At 55.2% G+C, this 18,099-nt stretch carries 13 protein-coding genes; 4 read left to right on the top strand and 9 right to left on the bottom strand.

The genetic code is table 11. The features are described 5' to 3' along the window. The first annotated feature begins 7 nt into the window (after positions 1–7). A complete protein-coding gene (locus tag ACH518_RS04945) occupies positions 8–439 on the top strand; it encodes a DUF2721 domain-containing protein (protein WP_445372090.1) in 432 nt (143 codons plus the stop codon). A 75-nt stretch (positions 440–514) separates the two neighbouring features. Here the strand turns inward: ACH518_RS04945 and ACH518_RS04940 are convergent, their stop codons facing one another. The 9 genes from ACH518_RS04940 to ACH518_RS04900 form a co-directional block, all read right to left on the bottom strand. Continuing rightward, positions 515–1,465 carry a dienelactone hydrolase family protein gene (locus ACH518_RS04940; protein ID WP_445372089.1) on the bottom strand — a complete coding sequence of 317 codons (951 nt, stop codon included), beginning with the start codon at positions 1,463–1,465 and terminating at the stop codon, positions 515–517. Between the two features lie 239 nt (positions 1,466–1,704). Further along, a complete protein-coding gene (locus tag ACH518_RS04935) occupies positions 1,705–2,700 on the bottom strand; it encodes a hypothetical protein (RefSeq protein ID WP_445372088.1) in 996 nt (331 codons plus the stop codon). A 543-nt stretch (positions 2,701–3,243) separates the two neighbouring features. Beyond that, on the bottom strand, positions 3,244–3,459 hold the full coding sequence (locus ACH518_RS04930) for a hypothetical protein (protein ID WP_445372087.1): 216 nt from the start codon (positions 3,457–3,459) through the stop codon (positions 3,244–3,246). An 11-nt stretch (positions 3,460–3,470) separates the two neighbouring features. After that, positions 3,471–4,505, bottom strand: a complete 1,035-nt coding sequence (locus ACH518_RS04925; RefSeq protein ID WP_445372086.1) for an IS110 family transposase — start codon at positions 4,503–4,505, stop codon at positions 3,471–3,473. Between the two features lie 583 nt (positions 4,506–5,088). Further along, positions 5,089–5,880 (bottom strand): SDR family NAD(P)-dependent oxidoreductase, encoded by a 792-nt coding sequence (locus tag ACH518_RS04920; protein ID WP_445372085.1) that lies wholly within the window; start codon positions 5,878–5,880, stop codon positions 5,089–5,091. 113 nt (positions 5,881–5,993) lie between these two features. Further along, on the bottom strand, positions 5,994–6,452 hold the full coding sequence (locus ACH518_RS04915; protein WP_445372084.1) for a DUF695 domain-containing protein: 459 nt from the start codon (positions 6,450–6,452) through the stop codon (positions 5,994–5,996). Positions 6,453–6,535: 83 nt separating this feature from the next. Then, entirely contained in the window at positions 6,536–7,279 is a 744-nt protein-coding gene (locus ACH518_RS04910; RefSeq protein WP_445372083.1) for a hypothetical protein, read from the bottom strand. A gap of 649 nt (positions 7,280–7,928) precedes the next feature. Beyond that, on the bottom strand, positions 7,929–8,093 hold the full coding sequence (locus ACH518_RS04905) for a hypothetical protein (RefSeq protein WP_445372082.1): 165 nt from the start codon (positions 8,091–8,093) through the stop codon (positions 7,929–7,931). Positions 8,094–8,307: 214 nt separating this feature from the next. Further along, positions 8,308–13,203 carry an MG2 domain-containing protein gene (locus ACH518_RS04900; protein ID WP_445372081.1) on the bottom strand — a complete coding sequence of 1,632 codons (4,896 nt, stop codon included), beginning with the start codon at positions 13,201–13,203 and terminating at the stop codon, positions 8,308–8,310. A 340-nt stretch (positions 13,204–13,543) separates the two neighbouring features. On the opposite strand from ACH518_RS04900, the gene ACH518_RS04895 reads away from it, so the two are divergent. Genes ACH518_RS04895 through ACH518_RS04885 form a run of 3 tightly spaced genes read left to right on the top strand, consistent with a single transcriptional unit; the run spans position 13,544 to position 18,095 of the window. Beyond that, entirely contained in the window at positions 13,544–16,516 is a 2,973-nt protein-coding gene (locus tag ACH518_RS04895; protein WP_445372080.1) for a pyruvate formate lyase family protein, read from the top strand. Positions 16,517–16,529: 13 nt separating this feature from the next. After that, complete coding sequence (locus tag ACH518_RS04890) at positions 16,530–17,183, top strand: hypothetical protein (protein WP_445372079.1); 654 nt, start codon at positions 16,530–16,532, stop codon at positions 17,181–17,183. A 15-nt stretch (positions 17,184–17,198) separates the two neighbouring features. Continuing rightward, positions 17,199–18,095: a glycyl-radical enzyme activating protein gene (locus tag ACH518_RS04885; RefSeq protein WP_445372078.1), complete on the top strand. Its 897-nt coding sequence runs from the start codon at positions 17,199–17,201 to the stop codon at positions 18,093–18,095. Positions 18,096–18,099: the final 4 nt, after the last annotated feature.

Below are 18,099 nucleotides of genomic sequence, written 5' to 3'. Positions count from 1 at the left end.
GCCGATTATGGACGCTCTAACCAACATCCCCACCGTGGCCCACGTGATTCAACAGGCGGTCGCACCGGTATTTCTGCTGACCGGGGTCGCCGGCATTCTCGGCGTGTTGACCAGCCGCCTGGGACGAGCGGTGGATCGGTTTAGAACCTTGAATATGCTGTTCGAAAACGGTGCCGACGAACACTATCCGGAAATGCGGATTTTGGCCCGGCGCGCCCACTGGATTCATTGGGCGATTAGTTTGTGTACCGTATGCGCTTTGTTGATCTGCCTGTCCATCGTCGCCCTGTTCGTCGGTACCGAAATCGCCGTCGATCCGTCTCCGGTGGTTTCGTTTCTGTTCGTGGCCGCCATGCTGGCCTTGATCGGCGGCTTGCTGTGCTTTTTACGGGAGATCGCGCTGGCGACCGGAATGATTTCGCTGCCGGGGCCGAAATAATGGCTTAGGAAACGGTGGGCAACATCGCCCACCGTTCGCTTCGCCTGGCCGCAAACAAGCAGTCCCAAGCTTCGACTAAAGCTTGCGTTTAAAAAAACGAACCGTTTTTTCGCGCGCGTCATAGGCCTGCTCCACATTCGGAATCATATTGACCGTACCGCCCCGGCCCAAATGCGAAAAATTGTCGGTGATCGCAATCGGCACCATTAATCGATCCCAAGCATGCGTGGCATCTGGGTAACTAAGCACATCCACCAGCGCTTGTTCGTCGGCCGCAAGACCTGCTTTCAACGCCAGACAAGGCGCGGCGCTTTCGTCGTACTCGTCCAACTCGCCGATCTGGATCAGCACCGGCGCGCCGGTTAACGGATTCCCGTTCGGGCTACCGAAACTGAAATAAGGCAGTCGCGGATTGTTGTAGCCGTAACATAACGGATAGTTGGCGACGTGGGCTTTGAAATGCCGACCGCCGCCGTATTGTTGAGTAACCTGTTCGGTCGCGCTGGCCAGGGTCATGACGCCGCCCCAGGAAAAGCCCAATACGCCGATTCTTTCCGGGTCGATCTCGGCTTGGTTGCTTAAAAACTCCAGCGCGGCAAAGGCATCGGGATAGGTCAGAATCGGTAAGGCCGGACGATTGGCGGCAGAGGCAACGCCGCGGGCTTCCCACATGTCGAGTTCCAGCGTGGCAATACCGGCCTGCTGCAGCTCGCTGGCATAGAAGTCGCCGCGCGCATCCACACCGGCGGAGCCATGTAAAATCACCACCGCCGGCAAACCGGCGTGCTTACCGCGGCAGTGTCTCTTTCCCGGCAACGACAACTTGGCTTTGACGGTTAACGCGCCTTGACTGACCACCCCACCCGGAACGCCCGGATTGAAAGCCAACTTTTCCGATTGAATCTCGACAAACTCAATTTTGGGTCGGCTTTGCGCAGCGCAATTTGCAGCGTCGTGAGCCTGAACGCCGGAAAATGCGCTCGATAGTAATATGCCTGCGAATAAGGCATCGCGGAATTTGCTCATAGTCGTTTACTCCTCAGAAGGGCGAATTCAAAATGTTGCCGGAAAGGCTCAAGACTAGGCTTTAACTTAAGGCGCTTCAAAGTATAGTCTCGGTTCGCTGGATCGGGCCGGCAGCGCTAACTTGATAACTCAATCGTATTTTTTCCACCGGTGTTCCGTTTGTGCTAGCGGAAATGCCGGTTTGCCGCTCCGTCCCGATGGCTCAGTGACCTTGGATGCAAAGGTAAAGAGCCTTGTGGCTAGTTCGCCGGACCGATATGCGGCCGGTAAGCACTAATTTTATCGACGTTAAAACCCATTACCGATTCGCGGCCTGCTATTGTCAGATCCGTCCCAACCGGCATACTCAATCTGGCGTCTTTTGGCACGCAAAGCGCCTTTTTGCCAATCAGCAACGGTCGGCCTTCGATTTCCGGTTTGTCGCAACTCCGCGAACTGCCGTAATGCCAGCCGGATACTCTGAATACCTTGTTTACCTCGTCACCGAAAAAATGGGTGTAACCGTAAGCCGCGCCAAGCCCAATTCCGCTGACACCGATATAAAGGCCCATTGCCAGGGTAATCGGGATTCTAATCCAGCTTTTTTGCAGCAGCTTTTGGAATGGCTTATTGGCTTGGTAAGGCGTGCCGACGCGGTTGCGGGTTATTTCGGTCATAGTCACCAAGCCGATTGCCAGGACCGCGCCGTAACCGATACCGACCGATAATCCCAAATCGCTGGGTAGAATCGTACTCAATGTGATGTCGACCAAGCAGCCGACGATGGCCGGCAACAACACGCAAGCACCCGCGATAGCCAGCAATCTCAGCCTAGCGGACACGTCCGCGGCCCGATTGGCTTGGAATATCGACCGCCCGTTCGCGGGGGTAGTGGCCATGTAAACCGCTAAGCCGAGCAGTAGCACGAATTTGTCGGCATACTGGAACGTCACGAATACGCCAGTGACGCTTACTACCGACAATATCCCGCCCACTGCCATCGTGACCAAGCCAACGTAATGCAAGGGTTTTAGTTTTAGCGGCCGGCTCTTGTCGATCGGGATTGCATTGACGAACGCGAGATGCCTCAATTGGTACGTCAAAACCACAGAGGCAAGCGTACCGATACCTAAGAAAAGCCAAGACATGGTGGCATTCGACCAGCCGAAATGGCTTTGCAGCATGCTAATCCCGACAGCTGTTGCGACCACCGATAACACTAGCGCAAACGCTGAAGCCAAACCTTTCAAACTCATGATATTTTTCCGTATTCAATAATGCCGCGAAACGCCTTCGCCTTAGTTCCCATGCTGCTGCGCCGGTCGTAATGCAGAAAAACCGCTTGCCTGACGGACACCTGCATCCAGTGCCAATGGACGATTGTTAAAATCGCCCTTGAAGTCTGAATTCAATCGCATTTACCGCTCCGGCACCCTTTAGGTCGGAAGGCGGTTAAGTATAGATGTATAACGCCGAGCGGCCGACTTTGGTAACTAGCGACTGGGATGCGGCTGTAGCAGAAAGGAGCAGAAAGGGGTCATATATGGTCCGCCCCGTATTGCAAGAAAAAATTCACCAGTAACATAAAGAAAATATTGCGCCCATATATCCGGCCTGTAATTGAGGATTAAACGACCTCGGGCCCTGATGGACTTCGCGCATTCCGACCTCATCAGGTCTTCGGCTTCTAAAGAGCCCTAGACCCCGTCAGGTTCTATGGAATGCAGGTGTTACCTTTTATGCCATCACTTGAACTTTATCTCCGCAATTCGTTGAAACGGTTGCCTATTTTGCCTGCTTTACATAGTCGTTACTGATAACTTGCTGTTCTTGCCGGTTTCGAATGGATCAAGGAGGAACGCAGGCGCTCGCGCCGAGTAGTCCTTGATCCACTCGAAACCGGCTTTACCCTTGGTGCAGGGTGCGAAGCCTTTCGTACCCTGCCTCCCGGCGAGGGCGGGGTAAGCCGCACGGCGCGGGGCGGCGCCCCGCTTGAGTGCTTCAAATAAATTCATAGCTTGTTCCCTCATGCGGCTGCCCGGTAGCCTTCTTTGTTGGTCAACAATGCCCAAGCAATTCGCGCATTCTTGTTGGCGACTGCCACGTTCGAAATGTTCTCGCCGCGTCGCTGCTTGATACTACAGATCCAACGGTTGCGCGTATCCTGATGCCGGTGTGCTATTCGCGAGACCGAACGTCCGCCGTGAATCAGCAACGTACGTAGATAGCTGTCGCCGCGCTTACTAATGCCTAACAGGGTCGATTTGCCGCCGGTGGAATATTGCTTCGGCACTAGGCCTAACCAGGCCGCTAACTCGCGCCCGCTTTTGAATACCTTGATGTCGCCAATGGCGGCAATCAACGCCGTTGCCGTTAACACGCCTATACCCGGAATGCTCAATAACCGCTGACAATCTTCGTTTTGTGTACAGATCGCAGCCAGTTTGCGTTCAATCGAAGCGATTTTTTCATCCAAATGGATTAGCTCTTGGTATAGCTCGTTGAGCAACTCCCGAAACAGCGGCGTTAACGTCTGATCGGCATCTTCGAGAATCACGGGTATCGCTTTTCTAACCTGGCCAATTCCTTTGGCTATCACCAAACCATACTCCAGCAACAGGCCCCGAATCTGATTGGCTTGCGCGGTTCGTCTGCCGACCAATTGGCTGCGAACCCGATGGAGGCTTTGGATATCTTGTTGTTCGATCTGTTTGACCGGCACGAAGCGCATGTTCGGTCTTTGCACGGCCTCGCAGATGGCTTCCGCATCGACCGCGTCGTTTTTGTTCGATTTCACATACGGTTTGACGAACTGAGGTGCCATCATGCGCACCTGATGACCGTATTGGGTGAATACTCTTACCCAATGATGCGCACCACCGCAGGCTTCGAGCCCGATTAGACAAGGCTCCAAGTTAGCAACAAAAGCGGTCAGTTGCGCGCGATTGAGCTTCTTGCTGATGACCTTCCGGCCGGCTTCATCTACACCGTATACATGGAAGCTTTGCTTGGCCAAGTCGATGCCTAATACCTTGATCTCTTTATTTTTTGTTTCTTTCATGATCTGCCCTAATTCAACTGTCATTTTTAAAATGACTATCTTGGCCCACATGAGCCGGTTGGTGAAGTGGGGCGGACCATTCCATTAGGTCTAGAAATATAGCTAAACCTTTCAAAGAAGCTTAATTGCTAGATCTGACCTTGTTTTGCCCCGGACCGATAATCTGTAGGCCTGAACAAGCCGAACGGCGTTTCCGGCAATTTAATGCGTGTCATGAACAGAATACAGCGCAAGCAATGCTACTAAGCTAGACCTGACCCTGTTTTCCGATACTTTTTCCCCTTTCCATCCTTTCCATCCTTTCCATGATTCAGCCATCTCTCGGAACAAAAGGCTAGGCGGACCCGAAAAATATGTAGATGACTGAACCTCGCCAACAAACGGCGCTCCAGTAACCGATGCAACAAAATCGATTGCGTCGTTTGTCCGGCCCAACAATCGAAAGCTGAGAGTCGTGGAATCGTCACATGACTTAATTGAAACTGTGTCCACGCTGACCGTTAACGTAAAGCTAAGCCGACCGCTGGAGCGTAGCGGAAGCGGGTCGGCTTGAGCGTAATGTTGGGCATTATGTGCCAATAGCTCAGAATGCACTTTTTACCACACCGCCATCTACGCGAAGTGCCGCGCCTGTTGTGGCGGAAGCAAGAGGGCTAGCGATGTAAACCACTAAAGCAGCCACTTCCTCTGGAGAGGCGAAACGCTTAATGAGCGAAGTTGGCCGTACTTTCTCAAAAAACTCTTTTTCAAACTCATCGAACGATTTGCCTTCAGCTTTAGCGAGAGCGTCAACGAAGTCACCCACTCCGCGTGACTTGGTAGGCCCTGGAAGAATGCTATTTACGGTGATGCCTGTACCCGCAACTGCCTCGGCCAGGCCACGCGACACTGCAAGCTGTGCCGTTTTGGTTACGCCATAGTGGATCATCTCCGCTGGAATCTGAACGCCACTTTCGCTGGAAATGAAAATGATGCGCCCCCAGTTTGCACTTTTCATGGCGGGCAGGCATAAACGCGAGAGGCGAATGCCGCTCATCACATTGACATCAAAGAATCGCATCCAGTCAGCATCGGAAATTTCCTCGAAAGGTTTAGGCTCGAAGATGCCGAGATTATTAACCAGAATTTCTATATTGGGATATTGCTTAGTTAGTGCTTCTGCTGCTTCGGCAGTGCTTAAGTCACCAACGAAACCGAGAATAGTGCCACCAACAGTAGAGCTAATTGCTGTTACGGCAGCATCAACAGAGGTTTTTGAACGCCCATTGACGATGACCCTAGCACCTTCTCCAGCGAGCACTGCCGCAATGGCGTAACCGATTCCGGCGGTACTTCCAGTAACAAGCGCAAGCTTGTTCGTTAATTTCAAATCCATATTATTATGTGATCCTGTAAAAGTTAAGTGATGCTCAACGATAAGGGTAACTTGACGACAAAAGCGTAGCGACGATAGGAGCGTAGCTTTTGCCGGTCAAGTTTACCCGTTGGTTAGCCATTAGCCCATTGCATGTAGGTTTCCCAATTTTTTTCAATGGTAGCAATGCATTGCACGTCATGGGAAGGAGCTCCGATTTTTAATTCTTGATGGAAAGATGCAACGTCAATCTCAGGTTTGGTGTAATAAACAAACTCTTTGAACGTGCCAGTTGTGATTGCCAAAGCTTGAACAGCAGAACCTTTTGATTTCAGCGTATCTAAAGCTTTGTCCTCAATAATACTGACTGTTTTATTCTCTTCTGGATCGGGCATTTCACCAAGGCGAGGATTATTTAACGGAATTGCAATTCCAATTTTCAATACGAGGTCCGATTTACCGACAAACGGACGAAGATTTGCATTTATTCTGACGAGGATGGGGTTGCCATCATACTCACCCTGAGCCACTTGCCAATTATCATCCGCAAACATCAGCGATGGATCAGGCTTTTTCTTGAATAGTCCAAACATTGTGTATTTTCCTTTTGGCTCTTGATGGCTAACGTTTGAATTAAGGGGCGCCGTTAGGCGTCCCGCTTGAATGATGGGTTAGATTACCGTTTACGCCCCACGCGTTTTTGCGGCGAAGGTTGAGAAAAAGAAATTTCTCCTGACTTGACCATGGCTTGTATGAATGGCTGCACAACCTTGGGATTGCTGATCATTAACCTGACCAGCTCTCCTTGATCTATTGATTCACCAGACTGCTGACGCATGATCAGATTCAGTAGCTCGGGAGCCTCCATGAGCCCCATGATTGCCTGCATTTCAGGAGGCATTTCTTCGGCCTTTTTGTAGTCTGGAAAGGCATAGCCTGTTAGCTTGGCCAGTTCTTGGAAATGATTGTCTGGCCTCGTAGGCTCACGATCAAAATGATCGAAGTAACCTGCCAATTGTGATGATAACGCTTTAAGACCTGCCGTCGTATTTTCGTATTCGACATAACGAAGATGCGCAATATCGAAAGGAACGCGCGGCCCAGCTTTGTCTTTGATAATGATAGTCCCGGAACGACATGCGTGCCTGAGACCTAACTCGTAGAAGACATTAGGGTTCGGAAACGTGACGTCTGCGACCACATAGTTCGAGTGCATGAGACGAGTGATGATGTCAGTAGTTATCGTTCCTGGTAGGGAAACATCATCCGCTCGAATAACCTCCAGCGAGGGACGAGCTTTGAGAATGGCTTCCTTGATGAGATCGTCGTACTTGCTTCTGAGGCTTGCAGATGTGACCGTCTTATCGTCAACAATTTGCTCTCCAATTGCCATTATGACAAAGCAGGATTTGGCCGCCATAAACATCTCCTTTTTGTGGATTAGGTAATCTAACGAATAGAGTTAACCTGCCAAAATGGAGCGAAGCGGAGTTTTGGTCAGGTTGAACGACTGGTTAAATGCCGTAGCGACATTTCGAAACAACAATTCTGATTCAAGCAAAGAAACTCGACTGACGCTGAAAATCATGGCTTAACCTGGAGGGAAAAACCTTGTCTGGTTGAACGCATGTTAACCTGCAAGGTTTTTCCCTCCAGGTAATAGCATATTTTCATGATTTCTTCAGCTATTATTTGCCGTTTCTTCGCAATCATCTTTTATTGTTTTCTAAGCCTTTTGAGATTGGCCCGCATTTAACGAATAGAGTTAACCTGCCAAAATGGAGCGAAGCGGAGTTTTGGTCAGGTTGAACGACTGGTTAAATGCCGTAGCGACATTTCGAAACAACAATTCTGATTCAAGCAAAGAAACTCGACTGACGCTGAAAATCATGGCTTAACCTGGAGGGAAAAACCTTGTCTGGTTGAACGCATGTTAACCTGCAAGGTTTTTCCCTCCAGGTAATAGCATATTTTCATGATTTCTTCAGCTATTATTTGCCGTTTCTTCGCAATCATCTTTTATTGTTTTCTAAGCCTTTTGAGATTGGCCCGCATTTAACTATTGATTATCAGGCAAATCTGCCCGACAAGTTGATATTGCCGGCCATTTCGGGCACTTTTGCCCTGATAACCGCCAAACCGGGCACATCTGCCTTGATAACCGGATATTTGCCATAAATTCGGGCACATTTGCCTCTATAATCAGCTTGCACATCACTATATTTGTTAATCATTTAATGTCAAGGACATAAGAATTGCTAAGCCGCCTCATCAATGCGAGAGCAACGAACGGAAATTCATCGGATATTGGGAGATCGGTAAATAGTCAGGGTGGGCACGGTTTTTGTGCCCACGCCTAATTGAGGCTATGTCCCCTAATGGCAGGCAAAAAAGCGTTGTCCGCCATTTTTTTGGGAACTTCACCGCGTGGGCACTAGCGTACCCACCCTACTTAACACTCATCATCCCCGCCACCCCATTTCCCCTGACCGCCTCGTTATACATATCAAACCCGCTGGCCGGCGGGATCGAGGCATTGCCTGGGCGCATGACTTTCCAGACTTGGTATAGCTTCAATTCGGCGCTGGGTTGCAATTTAGCGACGCGGACGATGCGGTCCGGGTAGCGTTGGGTTTCCTTGATGCCGGCCCAGTAGCTGTCGTCGCCGGCTTGCAGTTTGGCGTCGGCCAGGTAGGTCTGGTCGTTTTCCTGGCCCTCCGCCAGCGACGGGATGCCGTCCTCGATCACGACGAAGTCGCTGCCGGCCGGCAAGCGGCTGGGTTCGGCGCTGCGTTTGATTTTGACTTCGCTGACCACGACGTCGCCGATGTGCAGCGTCTGGCTCAGATCGACCGGTTCGCTGCCGCCGGCGGTAATCCGGCGGAAATTGCGTTGGATGCTGAGGCCGTTGTCGCGGGCGACGACGGCCGGGTACGGCAGTTCGACTTGCAAGGTGGCGGATGCGATATCGGTTTCGCTGAGATCGGCGATATGCAGATCGGCCAGTTCGGCGGCTGCCGGCAATTTGTCGAACCGGCCCAGATAGCCGCCGGGAATGGGTTGCAAGCTGCCCAACGCGGCGGATGCATTGGCGACTTTCAAGGTCCGGGCTTTTTGACTTTGCGCGGCGGCGGCTTCCTTGCTCAATAACTCGCGGGTGTTGAAGATGACTTGGGCGGTATCGTAAGTCGAAGTCCAGTAGCCGTGTTGCTGGCTCTGCAACAACAGCCGCTTCAGTCTGCTTTCCAATGCCGGCGGCAAGTCGCCGGCGGCCTGCAATGCGCCTAGCCCGGCGGATATTATGCTGGGCAAGCCGAAGCGGAAGCCGAGCCGGTCGTAGGATGGACCGGGTTGGCTCTGATAAGCGGCCAGATCGATCGCCTCCAGCGCCTGCTGCAGGCGTTTGCCCAAGCGCTTGGCCAGATCGGGCTGGCTTTTCAGCTGCTGGTTGAAGGCATGCCAGCTTTGGTTTTTGTAGGCCGCCAAGATGCGCAGCGCCGCAATCAAATCTTCGGCGCCGGCTTGCGGGTCGGCGCCGACTTTTTCGACGAACTCGGCTTGCCGCTCCCACGGCGCCTGGTAGATATAACCCACCGCCGAATAAGCGGCCAGCGTAAAGCCGTCCAGCACTTGCTCGGTATTGGCTTGTTGGGCCAACCACTCCGCGCCCTTGTTGTAGGCCGACGTGGTGCCTTCCAGCTTCAGTTCCTCGGCGTATTTCAAAGCCTGCATCGCGATCATCGTCACCGGCACGCTGGGCTCCGGATCGTTGGCCCACAACGCAAAGCCGCCGTCGGCTTTTTGGTTTTGGATCAGTTTGCGGATGCCCAACGCCGCATTCTGCTTGGCGCGCTGCAAGGGTTTTTCCAGCGGCCCCAGTTGCTCGGGCTTGAGTCCGGCCCGTTCGATCAGGTCCAGCAACACCAGATTCGGCACCGTGCTGTGCGCCAGTTGTTCGGTGCAGCCGTACGGGTATTGCACCAGCATCGCCGCCGCCTGCAAGGCCGCGCCGAGCAGGCCGGAGTTGACCCGCACCGTCAGTTGCGCGGCTTGGGCCTGTTCCGGAATATCGAAATGCAAATGACCGTCGCGGCGTTCGGCGGCATAGACTTGCGCCATCGCCGCCGGCTGAATCGGCAAATCGAATTCCTCGGCACCGCCGACCTTGACCGTGTTCGGCGCGGTCAACGCCGCTTTTAAGGTGGCATTGCCGGCTTGCGGGCCGGCGGTCAGACGCAGCGGCCATAGTTGCTCGGCTTTGGCGGCCAAGTCGGCGCTCGGCGTCAGGTTGATATCCTGGCCTTGCAGATTGTCGGTCAAACTCAAATTGCCGGAGACTTTGACCGGACCGGGCCAATGGCTGGTCAATTTAACCGCCAATTCCACCTCGTCGCCGCTACGTAAAAATTGCGGGCCGACCATATCCACGGCGATGTCGGTTTTGGTGCGGAACTGGCCGGTGGTTTCGCCGAGGCGGCCGTCCTTATCGCTGGCCACGGCGGTGACCAGCCATTCGGTGACGTTGGCCGGCATATCGACGTCGATCGTCGCCGCGCCGTTGGCGTCGGTGACCACGTGCGGGAACCAGCCGGCGGTATCGCGCATGGCTTTTTTCGCCAGCTTGCTTTGGCTTTTCAAGGCACTCAGCGCGAAATTGGGTTTGCGCAGCAAGTCGGCGTAGCCGTAGCCTTGCAAGTCGTCGGAATAGTAGGTCGACAGATTGCTGCGTTGCAGCGGATAGAAAAAGTCGAAAATGCCGGGGCGGAATTCGGCTTGCACCGCGTAAACGGCGCGATCAACAATCGATACCGCCAGCTCGGTATTCGCCGCCGGGCTGCCGTCGGCGCGTTTGACCTGCAATTTGATTTGGGTGGGTTTGAGCGGTTCGGCTTCGGCTTGAGCCGGCTCGATGGCGATTTGCAGCCGCTTATCCCAGGGCACGATGCGGAAACCCAGCGTCTGCTCCTTGTACTTGCCGCCGGCTACCGGGACCGTGACGGTGTGGTAAAAGCCGGTGCCGTATTCGGGTTTGGCAGTCACTTCGAACCAGCGGCTGCGGCCTTGGGCCTGGGCGCTGCGGCTATCGAACAATTTGGCGCCGGCCACGGTTTCCCAAATCGCGCCGGCCTCGTTATTGCCCCAGGCTTTTGGCAGCAAGGCAAACACTTTGGCTTGCTCGCCGGGACTGAGGATCGTGGTTGGCGTGTACAGCTCCAGTTCCGGATTGTCGGCCACCGCCTCGCCGCCGTTGCCGGCGACGATCAATGTAGCCGGTTGCGAAGTGGAACTATGGCTCATGCTGCGACCGTCCAACGTCTCCAGACGGGCCACGGCAGTCAAGCGGCCGAACTCTTTCAACGCCGGTATGCTGAGTTTTTGCTGGCCGTTGGCGTCGGTGGCAATATCCAGTTTCACCAGACTGCGCTTGCCGCTGCCGGGCTGTTCCAGCATCACGTCGACCACGCCGCCGGCTTTGGCTGCCGGTTTGCCGTCGGCGTAACTGGATTGCAGCAAAATCTGCAAATCCTGGTCGCCGACCGCCGCGACGGTTTTGTTAAACCTCAGCGCCGGCTGGGCTTCGGCCAGCGTGGCGTAAATGCTGTCGGTCAAAATCGCACTGCCGCCGGCGGCATCCTGGGCGCGCACCATTAATGTATAAATCCATTCCTGTTCCGGTTTCGGCGACTTGGCGTCGGTTTGGGCTTCGGCCGGTACGGTAAATTCGAAACTGCCGTCGCCGTTGTCGGCCAATTTGGCGGCGGTTTCCCACGGATTGCTGGCTTCGGCGGCTTGGCGGGCTTCGATCGAACTGAACAGGCGCTGCGGCTGGGTTAGCGGCGCGGCGGATTTAATCTGGCCGAAATAATCGTTGCCGGCCGACAAGCCGGCGCCGGCCTCCGTCACGAATTGCGGCGCCTCGAATTTTTTGCGGTACAAAAACACTTCGAATTTGACGTTCTGCGGGATACCGCCGCTGTAACGCTTGGCGCGGAATTTCAGATTGAACGGTTGCCCGGCCTGCACAGTCGGGCTGCGTTCCAGCCATTCCAGGTAAAAGGTCGGTTTGATGTAATCGCGCACCCGAAATTCGCCGCCGTAGGCTTTATGGTCGATCTCGGCCAGCAAACGGTAAAGGCCGGGTGTCTGGCCGGGATCCAGATCGAAGCTGCCGGAAAACGAGCCGAAGTCGGTCAATTGGCTGTGGCCTTGCAAGCCGGTGGCGTTGCCGTCGGCGCGGACTAATGACACGTCGGTTTGTTTGGATTGAAAGGCCGGAATCCGCAACTGGCCGTCCTGCAAATTGCGGACGATGCCTTTGTAGAAAAAGGTTTCGCCGGGCTTGAAGATCGGCCGGTCGGTCATCACGAATACCGCATGGTCCTTGGCCTGAGTCGGCAGAAAATCGGTCGCGGTCAACGCCGTGCGCGCTGCTGCGTTAGCGTTGGCGGCCGGCGCGTCGACCCGCACCAGTAGTTTGCCGTCCAGCACCCCGTCGGGATTGTTGAAGCGCAGTTCGCCGGCGGCATCGGTCACCCCCGGCAAGTTCTGCCAACGGCCGCGGCCGTCGCGGACGCTGACTTTGGCATTGGCCAGCGGTTGCAAATCGCGGTTCATCGCCCGCACCAGCAATTGCTCGCTGGATTGCTTGACCTGCACCGCCAGGCTGCTGACTTGAATCAGACACTGCGCCTCGGTCTTGCCCTGCACCGCCTGCAACAGATACAGGCCGTCCGGCAACGGCTCGAGTGAGATCTGCCGAACTTTGTAGCGGTGCTCGCTCCAGGTGTCCTCGTTAAACCACCAGCCCAAGTCGTGGGTTTGCTGGCCGTTGCGCAACAGGTCCAGATAGGTTTCTTTCACCACCTTAAAGCCCTTGGGCGGGGCGACCAGGATTTGCTGCGGCACGGCCGCCAACGGCTTGTCGGTCACGGTCAGTACCGAACCGCTGAACGGCGTGTCTTTCAAGGACTTGCGAAATTCCACATCCAACATGCCGCGCAGCAATTTCAGCGGCGATTCGGCGTTGTTCAATCCTTTTGCAAAATAATGGCCGGGATTGAGCTCGCTAACCGGCTGCTCGTAACTGCGGCTGACGTTGAATTGGCCGTCGAGAAAATTTTCCAGATTGTCGGCTTTCAATACCCGGATCAGCATCGGCTGGTCGGTGACGGTGTAATCCAGGCGGATGCTGGGCGATTCGCTGTTACTGAAACTGCGTTCGGCGGTCAGGTAGAACGGGCTGCCGGCGACGGCGGCAAGCGGTGCGAGAACTACCGCAAGCCCAATTGCCACGGCAAAACCCGCTAGCCGGTCGCGCAACACTGCATTCAGAAATCGGTACATTTCAACGCCTCCCGGCCGACGATTATCGATTGCCAATCCCGGCGCAGCGCGCCCGAACCGGCATTAATTTCGCAGTAGCATAGCCGCTAATTGGAGAAATGAAACGCTTTTGCACCGGCCCGGCTGTAGTGGCTGTGCCGTGGGCCGATTGCGGTCCCGCCAGGCGTTTTTCATGCAGCGGAATTGAAGGGATCGCCCTACATATTTCCTTACGTTTGGTGAGGATTGGGCTATAATTTAGACATAGATCACAAAAAGCCGGGGCAGGGAGCTGGCAATCGCGCCGCAAGCTGCCGGTACACGCTTTCGAGGGATCGCTCTGCGGTAAAGGGGGGTGAACATGTCTGTTCCATATCCAGCAGCCGACGGCGGTATTTCGGTAGAGCTCGGCAAGAGTTCCGCAGGACCGGCATCCGAGTCCGGCAAAGTCGATTTATTTCCCATCGCCAATCCAGACTTCCGGAAAATTAAAACCCTGAAGGACTTGGCGCTCCGCAGCATCACGCTGGCCCAATTCCCGGTCGTCAGCGCCTGGCGCGAAAAGCTGTTTTCGCCGGCAGGTACGCCGGAAATCTGCGATGAATTGCCGCGCCTATTAACCGAATTTCTGCGCCGGCCCGAAAGCCAAACCTTGCCGCCTTACACCCGGCGCGCCCAAGCGCTACGCCACATCTTCGTCAACAAAACCGCAATCGTGCATGCCGACGACTTGCTGCCCGGCCAAACTACCACCAGCTTCGTCGGCCCGGTGGTTTACGCCGATACCATAGGCTATTGCATTTGGCCGGAACTGAAAACCGTCACCACCCGCGCCCAAAATCCATTCGAGATTCGCCCGGAAGTGGCCGAGCGACTAAACCGGGAAATATTCCCATTCTGGCTGGAACAAAAGCCAATCCAGGAACTGGCTCGTTACAGCGATTACGATAGCGCCGCCTATGAGAACCGCGACCGGATCGGCGGCAATTATCCGGAGTCGATTGATCCGCCCTTGCGTAAAAAAGCCGGAGAAACCCCGAAAGCCCAGGAATTGATGGAGCGGGTGGCGTTCTTCCTGTCCGATAAGGCCACCTGCGTGTCCCATACCGTGCCGGATTTCGAACGGGTGTTGAAGTACGGTTTCGATGGCTTGATCGAACGCGCCAAACAGGATATCGCCAGCGGCGCGGCCGCTACGCCGCAGCAAGTCGAGTTTCTGCAGGGCGTGATTGAGGTGTACGCAGGCGCCAAACTTTACGCCCAGCACTTGGCCGAGGCTGCCGAGCAAGCCGGCAATCAAGTGCTGGCGACAATCTGCCGGAAGATTCCGGCGCAGCCCGCCGAAACCTTGCACGAAGCGCTGGCCGCGGTCTGGATTTGCTACCACCTGCTGTTGCAGGAAAACACCAATTTCGGTTTTTCCATCGGCCGCCTGGACCAAATCCTCAACCCATTCTATCTGGCCGATTGGCAAAAACTGGATAACCCTCAAGCGCAGGACGCCTACACCCGGCGGGCGGTGGAACTGGTCAGCCATTTTTTCCTGCATTGCTCCGATCATGTACCGCTCTCCACCTCCGGCTCGGAAACGCTGTTTGCCGGCAGCGGCTCCAATCAGGCGTTGACCGTGGGCGGCACCCGCTACGAAAACGGCCAGGTCGTCGATGCGGTCAACGACATGACTTACATCATCCTCAAGGCCACCGAGATCCTGGCTATCCGCGACCCGAACGTGCATGCCCGCTACCACCGCGATGTGCACCACCGCGACGCCCAAGGCAATTCGCTGCCCGTTGAAGTAATGGACCCGTATCTGAAACGGATTTGCCAGGTCAATATTCTGACCCGAGCCACGCCGGCGCTGCATGGCGACGCCGCTGTGGTGCCGGCCATGGCCAGTTACTATGCGGCGCACGCCGGAATCAGCGCGGAAGAAGCCTTGGCCGATGCCTACGATTACACCTCCATCGGATGCATCGAAGAAAACGCCGCGCACAAACATTACGGCAACACCGGCTCGACTTTGATGGTGTTGCCGGCGGTGTTGGAGCTGGCCTTATACGGCGGCAAACATCGCAGCGACGGCGTGGCGCCAAAATCGCCCAACCTGTTTTACGGCGACGCCCGTTACACCACGCAGCCGCTGCTCCAAATCGATAGCATGCCAGCCTTTATCGAGGCCTTTAGGTTTCAATTAAACGAAATGGCCCGCCACGTCGTGCAATGCAACAATTACTTCGGGCGTTTCTACGAACAATCCCGGCAGTCGCCGTTTTTGTCCGGCTTGTTTACCGGCCCGACCAATACCCCTGACAGTGACGGCGCCAGTTTTCGCGATGTCTCCGCCGGCGGTGCTAAATACAATTCGGCGGGGATTGCCGTGATCGGGCTGGCCGACGTGATCGATTCGTTTTGCGTGCTGGACACCCTGGTATTCGGCGGCAAAGTCACGGCCGGCGAATTGTTGGCGGCGATGCAGGCCGATTTCGACGCCGGCAGCTTGCAGCCCAAAAGTTTCTGGGCGTCATTGCGGGAGCGGGTGCAAAACTGGCTGCACCCAGAAGACGCGCCCTTGCCATTACCGACATTAAGCGCCGACCGTCTCAATCAAATCAAACAGATGATACGGCTATCACCCAAGTATGGCGCCGGCATCGATCAAACCCCGGGCGGCATTTACAACAACGCTACCGCCGTCAAATACACCCACCTGCTGACCGAAATGTTGCAAGAGGTATTTGCCCAATACCGCACCCATCGCGGCGGACGCTATCTGCCCGGTTACTGGAGCATGACCAACCATGCCGGTTTTGGGATGTTGACCAAGGCCACACCGAACGGCCGGCGTAGTGGCGAGTCGTTTGCCAGCGGCATCACGCCGTGTCCGGGCGTGGTCAAAGCCAACGGCGAGCCGGTCAATCTGCTGGATCATATGCTGTCGGTCACGTCGGTCAACGCCAACACGGTACAGAACGGCTACACCTACAACCTGAGCTTGACCACTCGCGATCGCGGCCATTTCGAAGAGGACACCGAATTGTTCTCGCGCTACATGAAGGCCTTTGCCGACCAAAACGGCGTGCTAGTGCAAATGTGCGTGTCGTCGATCAACGACTTGGTCGCCGCCGACCGCGCCGCCACCGCCGCCGGGGAATCCGGCGCCGGCGAGGCCGAGCATAAAGCCCTGGAGCCGTTCAAGGATCTGATGATACGCGTGGCCGGCTACTCGGCGTATTTCGTCACGCTGAGTCCGCAGATGCGCAAAGAGATTATTCAACGCGCCAATTTCGGGCTGGACACCGGCGCCGAGCAGCATACGCTCGCCGCGCTTTAATAGGAGAACTGTCATGCATGCCGGATTTCCCTGTTTATTACCGAATTTACAAAAAACCTTGAAGTTGGGTGCCAATGCCGCGATTGATGCCGGCGAACTGCCGGCTGTTTTGGATAAAGCCCAAGGCCGCTTGTTGGCCGGCGGCATGGCTGTCGCGCTGCGTTTGGGGTTTGGCTATTTGTTGCGCGATTGCCAGCTGGATGCCGAGCAAGCGGCCAAGGCCAATGCCTTTTTCGAGGAAAACTTCATCATCATTGATCCCCTGGCGCCTGGCGGCCAACGCTACTATCAGGGCAAGTTTCTGATCCGCACCAGCCGGCGCGGTGATGACATGAACGTGTTGCTCAAATTCTGTCCCAATCCCGATGCCCTGTACATCGACACACCCTTCGGCCGGGCATTGAATTCGCTGGCGCTGGTGGATACCGAAGTGCTGGACGAAAACCAGGCCGACCGGATCGAGAACGATCCCAGTAAAGTCGATCTGGTAGTGAAATTTAAAGACGTGCAATCCATCATCGGCCTGCTGGGCCGTGGCGGGGTCGACATCGTCGGCTTGCTGCTGGAAAACCTGGTGCAACTGACCGGCCACGTCGGCCATCTGTTTAAATTGGGCGCAATCGCCACGGACATCCAGTTATCCCTGGATATTCCCAAAGCAGCCTAGCATTGGAGAGCGGAGATGGACCACAAAGCTTTCATCTTCGATATCAAACGCAACAGCAGTGAGGACGGGCCGGGTATCCGGACCACGGTGTTTTTCAAAGGCTGTCCGCTGAGTTGCAGTTGGTGTCAAAACCCCGAGGGCATATCGCCGGGGCCGTCCCTGTCCTTTCGTGCCGAGTTATGCCGGCCGGACCAGTGCGAGCGACCTTGTCTTAAAGCTTGCCGATTAAAAGCCTTAACGCTGCAAGACCAACAACTGCGGCTCGATCGAGAACGTTGCGACCAATGTGGACGTTGCGCGGCGGTATGTTCGCAGCATGCCTTGGAGCGGGTGGGCCAATGGCTGAGTGTGGACGAGCTGTTTTATCGAGTCGCCATCGATAAACCGTTTTTCGACGCTACCGGCGGCGGCGTCACGGCGTCCGGCGGCGAATGCACCACGCACATGAATTTTCTGCACCATTTTTTTAAAAAACTGAAAGCCGCCGGTATTCATACCGCCATCGAAACCAACGGCATGTTCAATTTCGGCCGTTTTACCCGCCTGCTGCTGCCATGGCTGGATTTGGTCTATTTCGACTTAAAACTGATCGACGAAGCGGCCAGCATCCGCCACACCGGCCATTCCAACCGGCCGATTCTGGACAATTTGTTGCGCCTGACCGAGTGCGCCGAGATTCCGGTCAAAGTCCGTATTCCATTAATCCCCAACATTACCGCCACCGACGAGAATCTGCGCGGCATCGCCCGGTTCTTGCGGGAGCACCGGATCGAACAGGTCAGCGCCCTGCCTTATAACCCCTTATGGCTGGACAAGCTGCAGCGCTTTGGGATCGATACCGACTATCGGTACGCCGCCTTCATGAGCGATGCCGAGATCGAACGCTGCGTCGATAGCTTGCAGGCCTGTTGATTTC

Source organism: Methylomonas sp. HW2-6 (genome assembly GCF_052474525.1).
The sequence above is the reverse complement of the archived record's forward strand: the minus strand, read 5'-3'. Positions and strand labels throughout refer to the sequence as shown.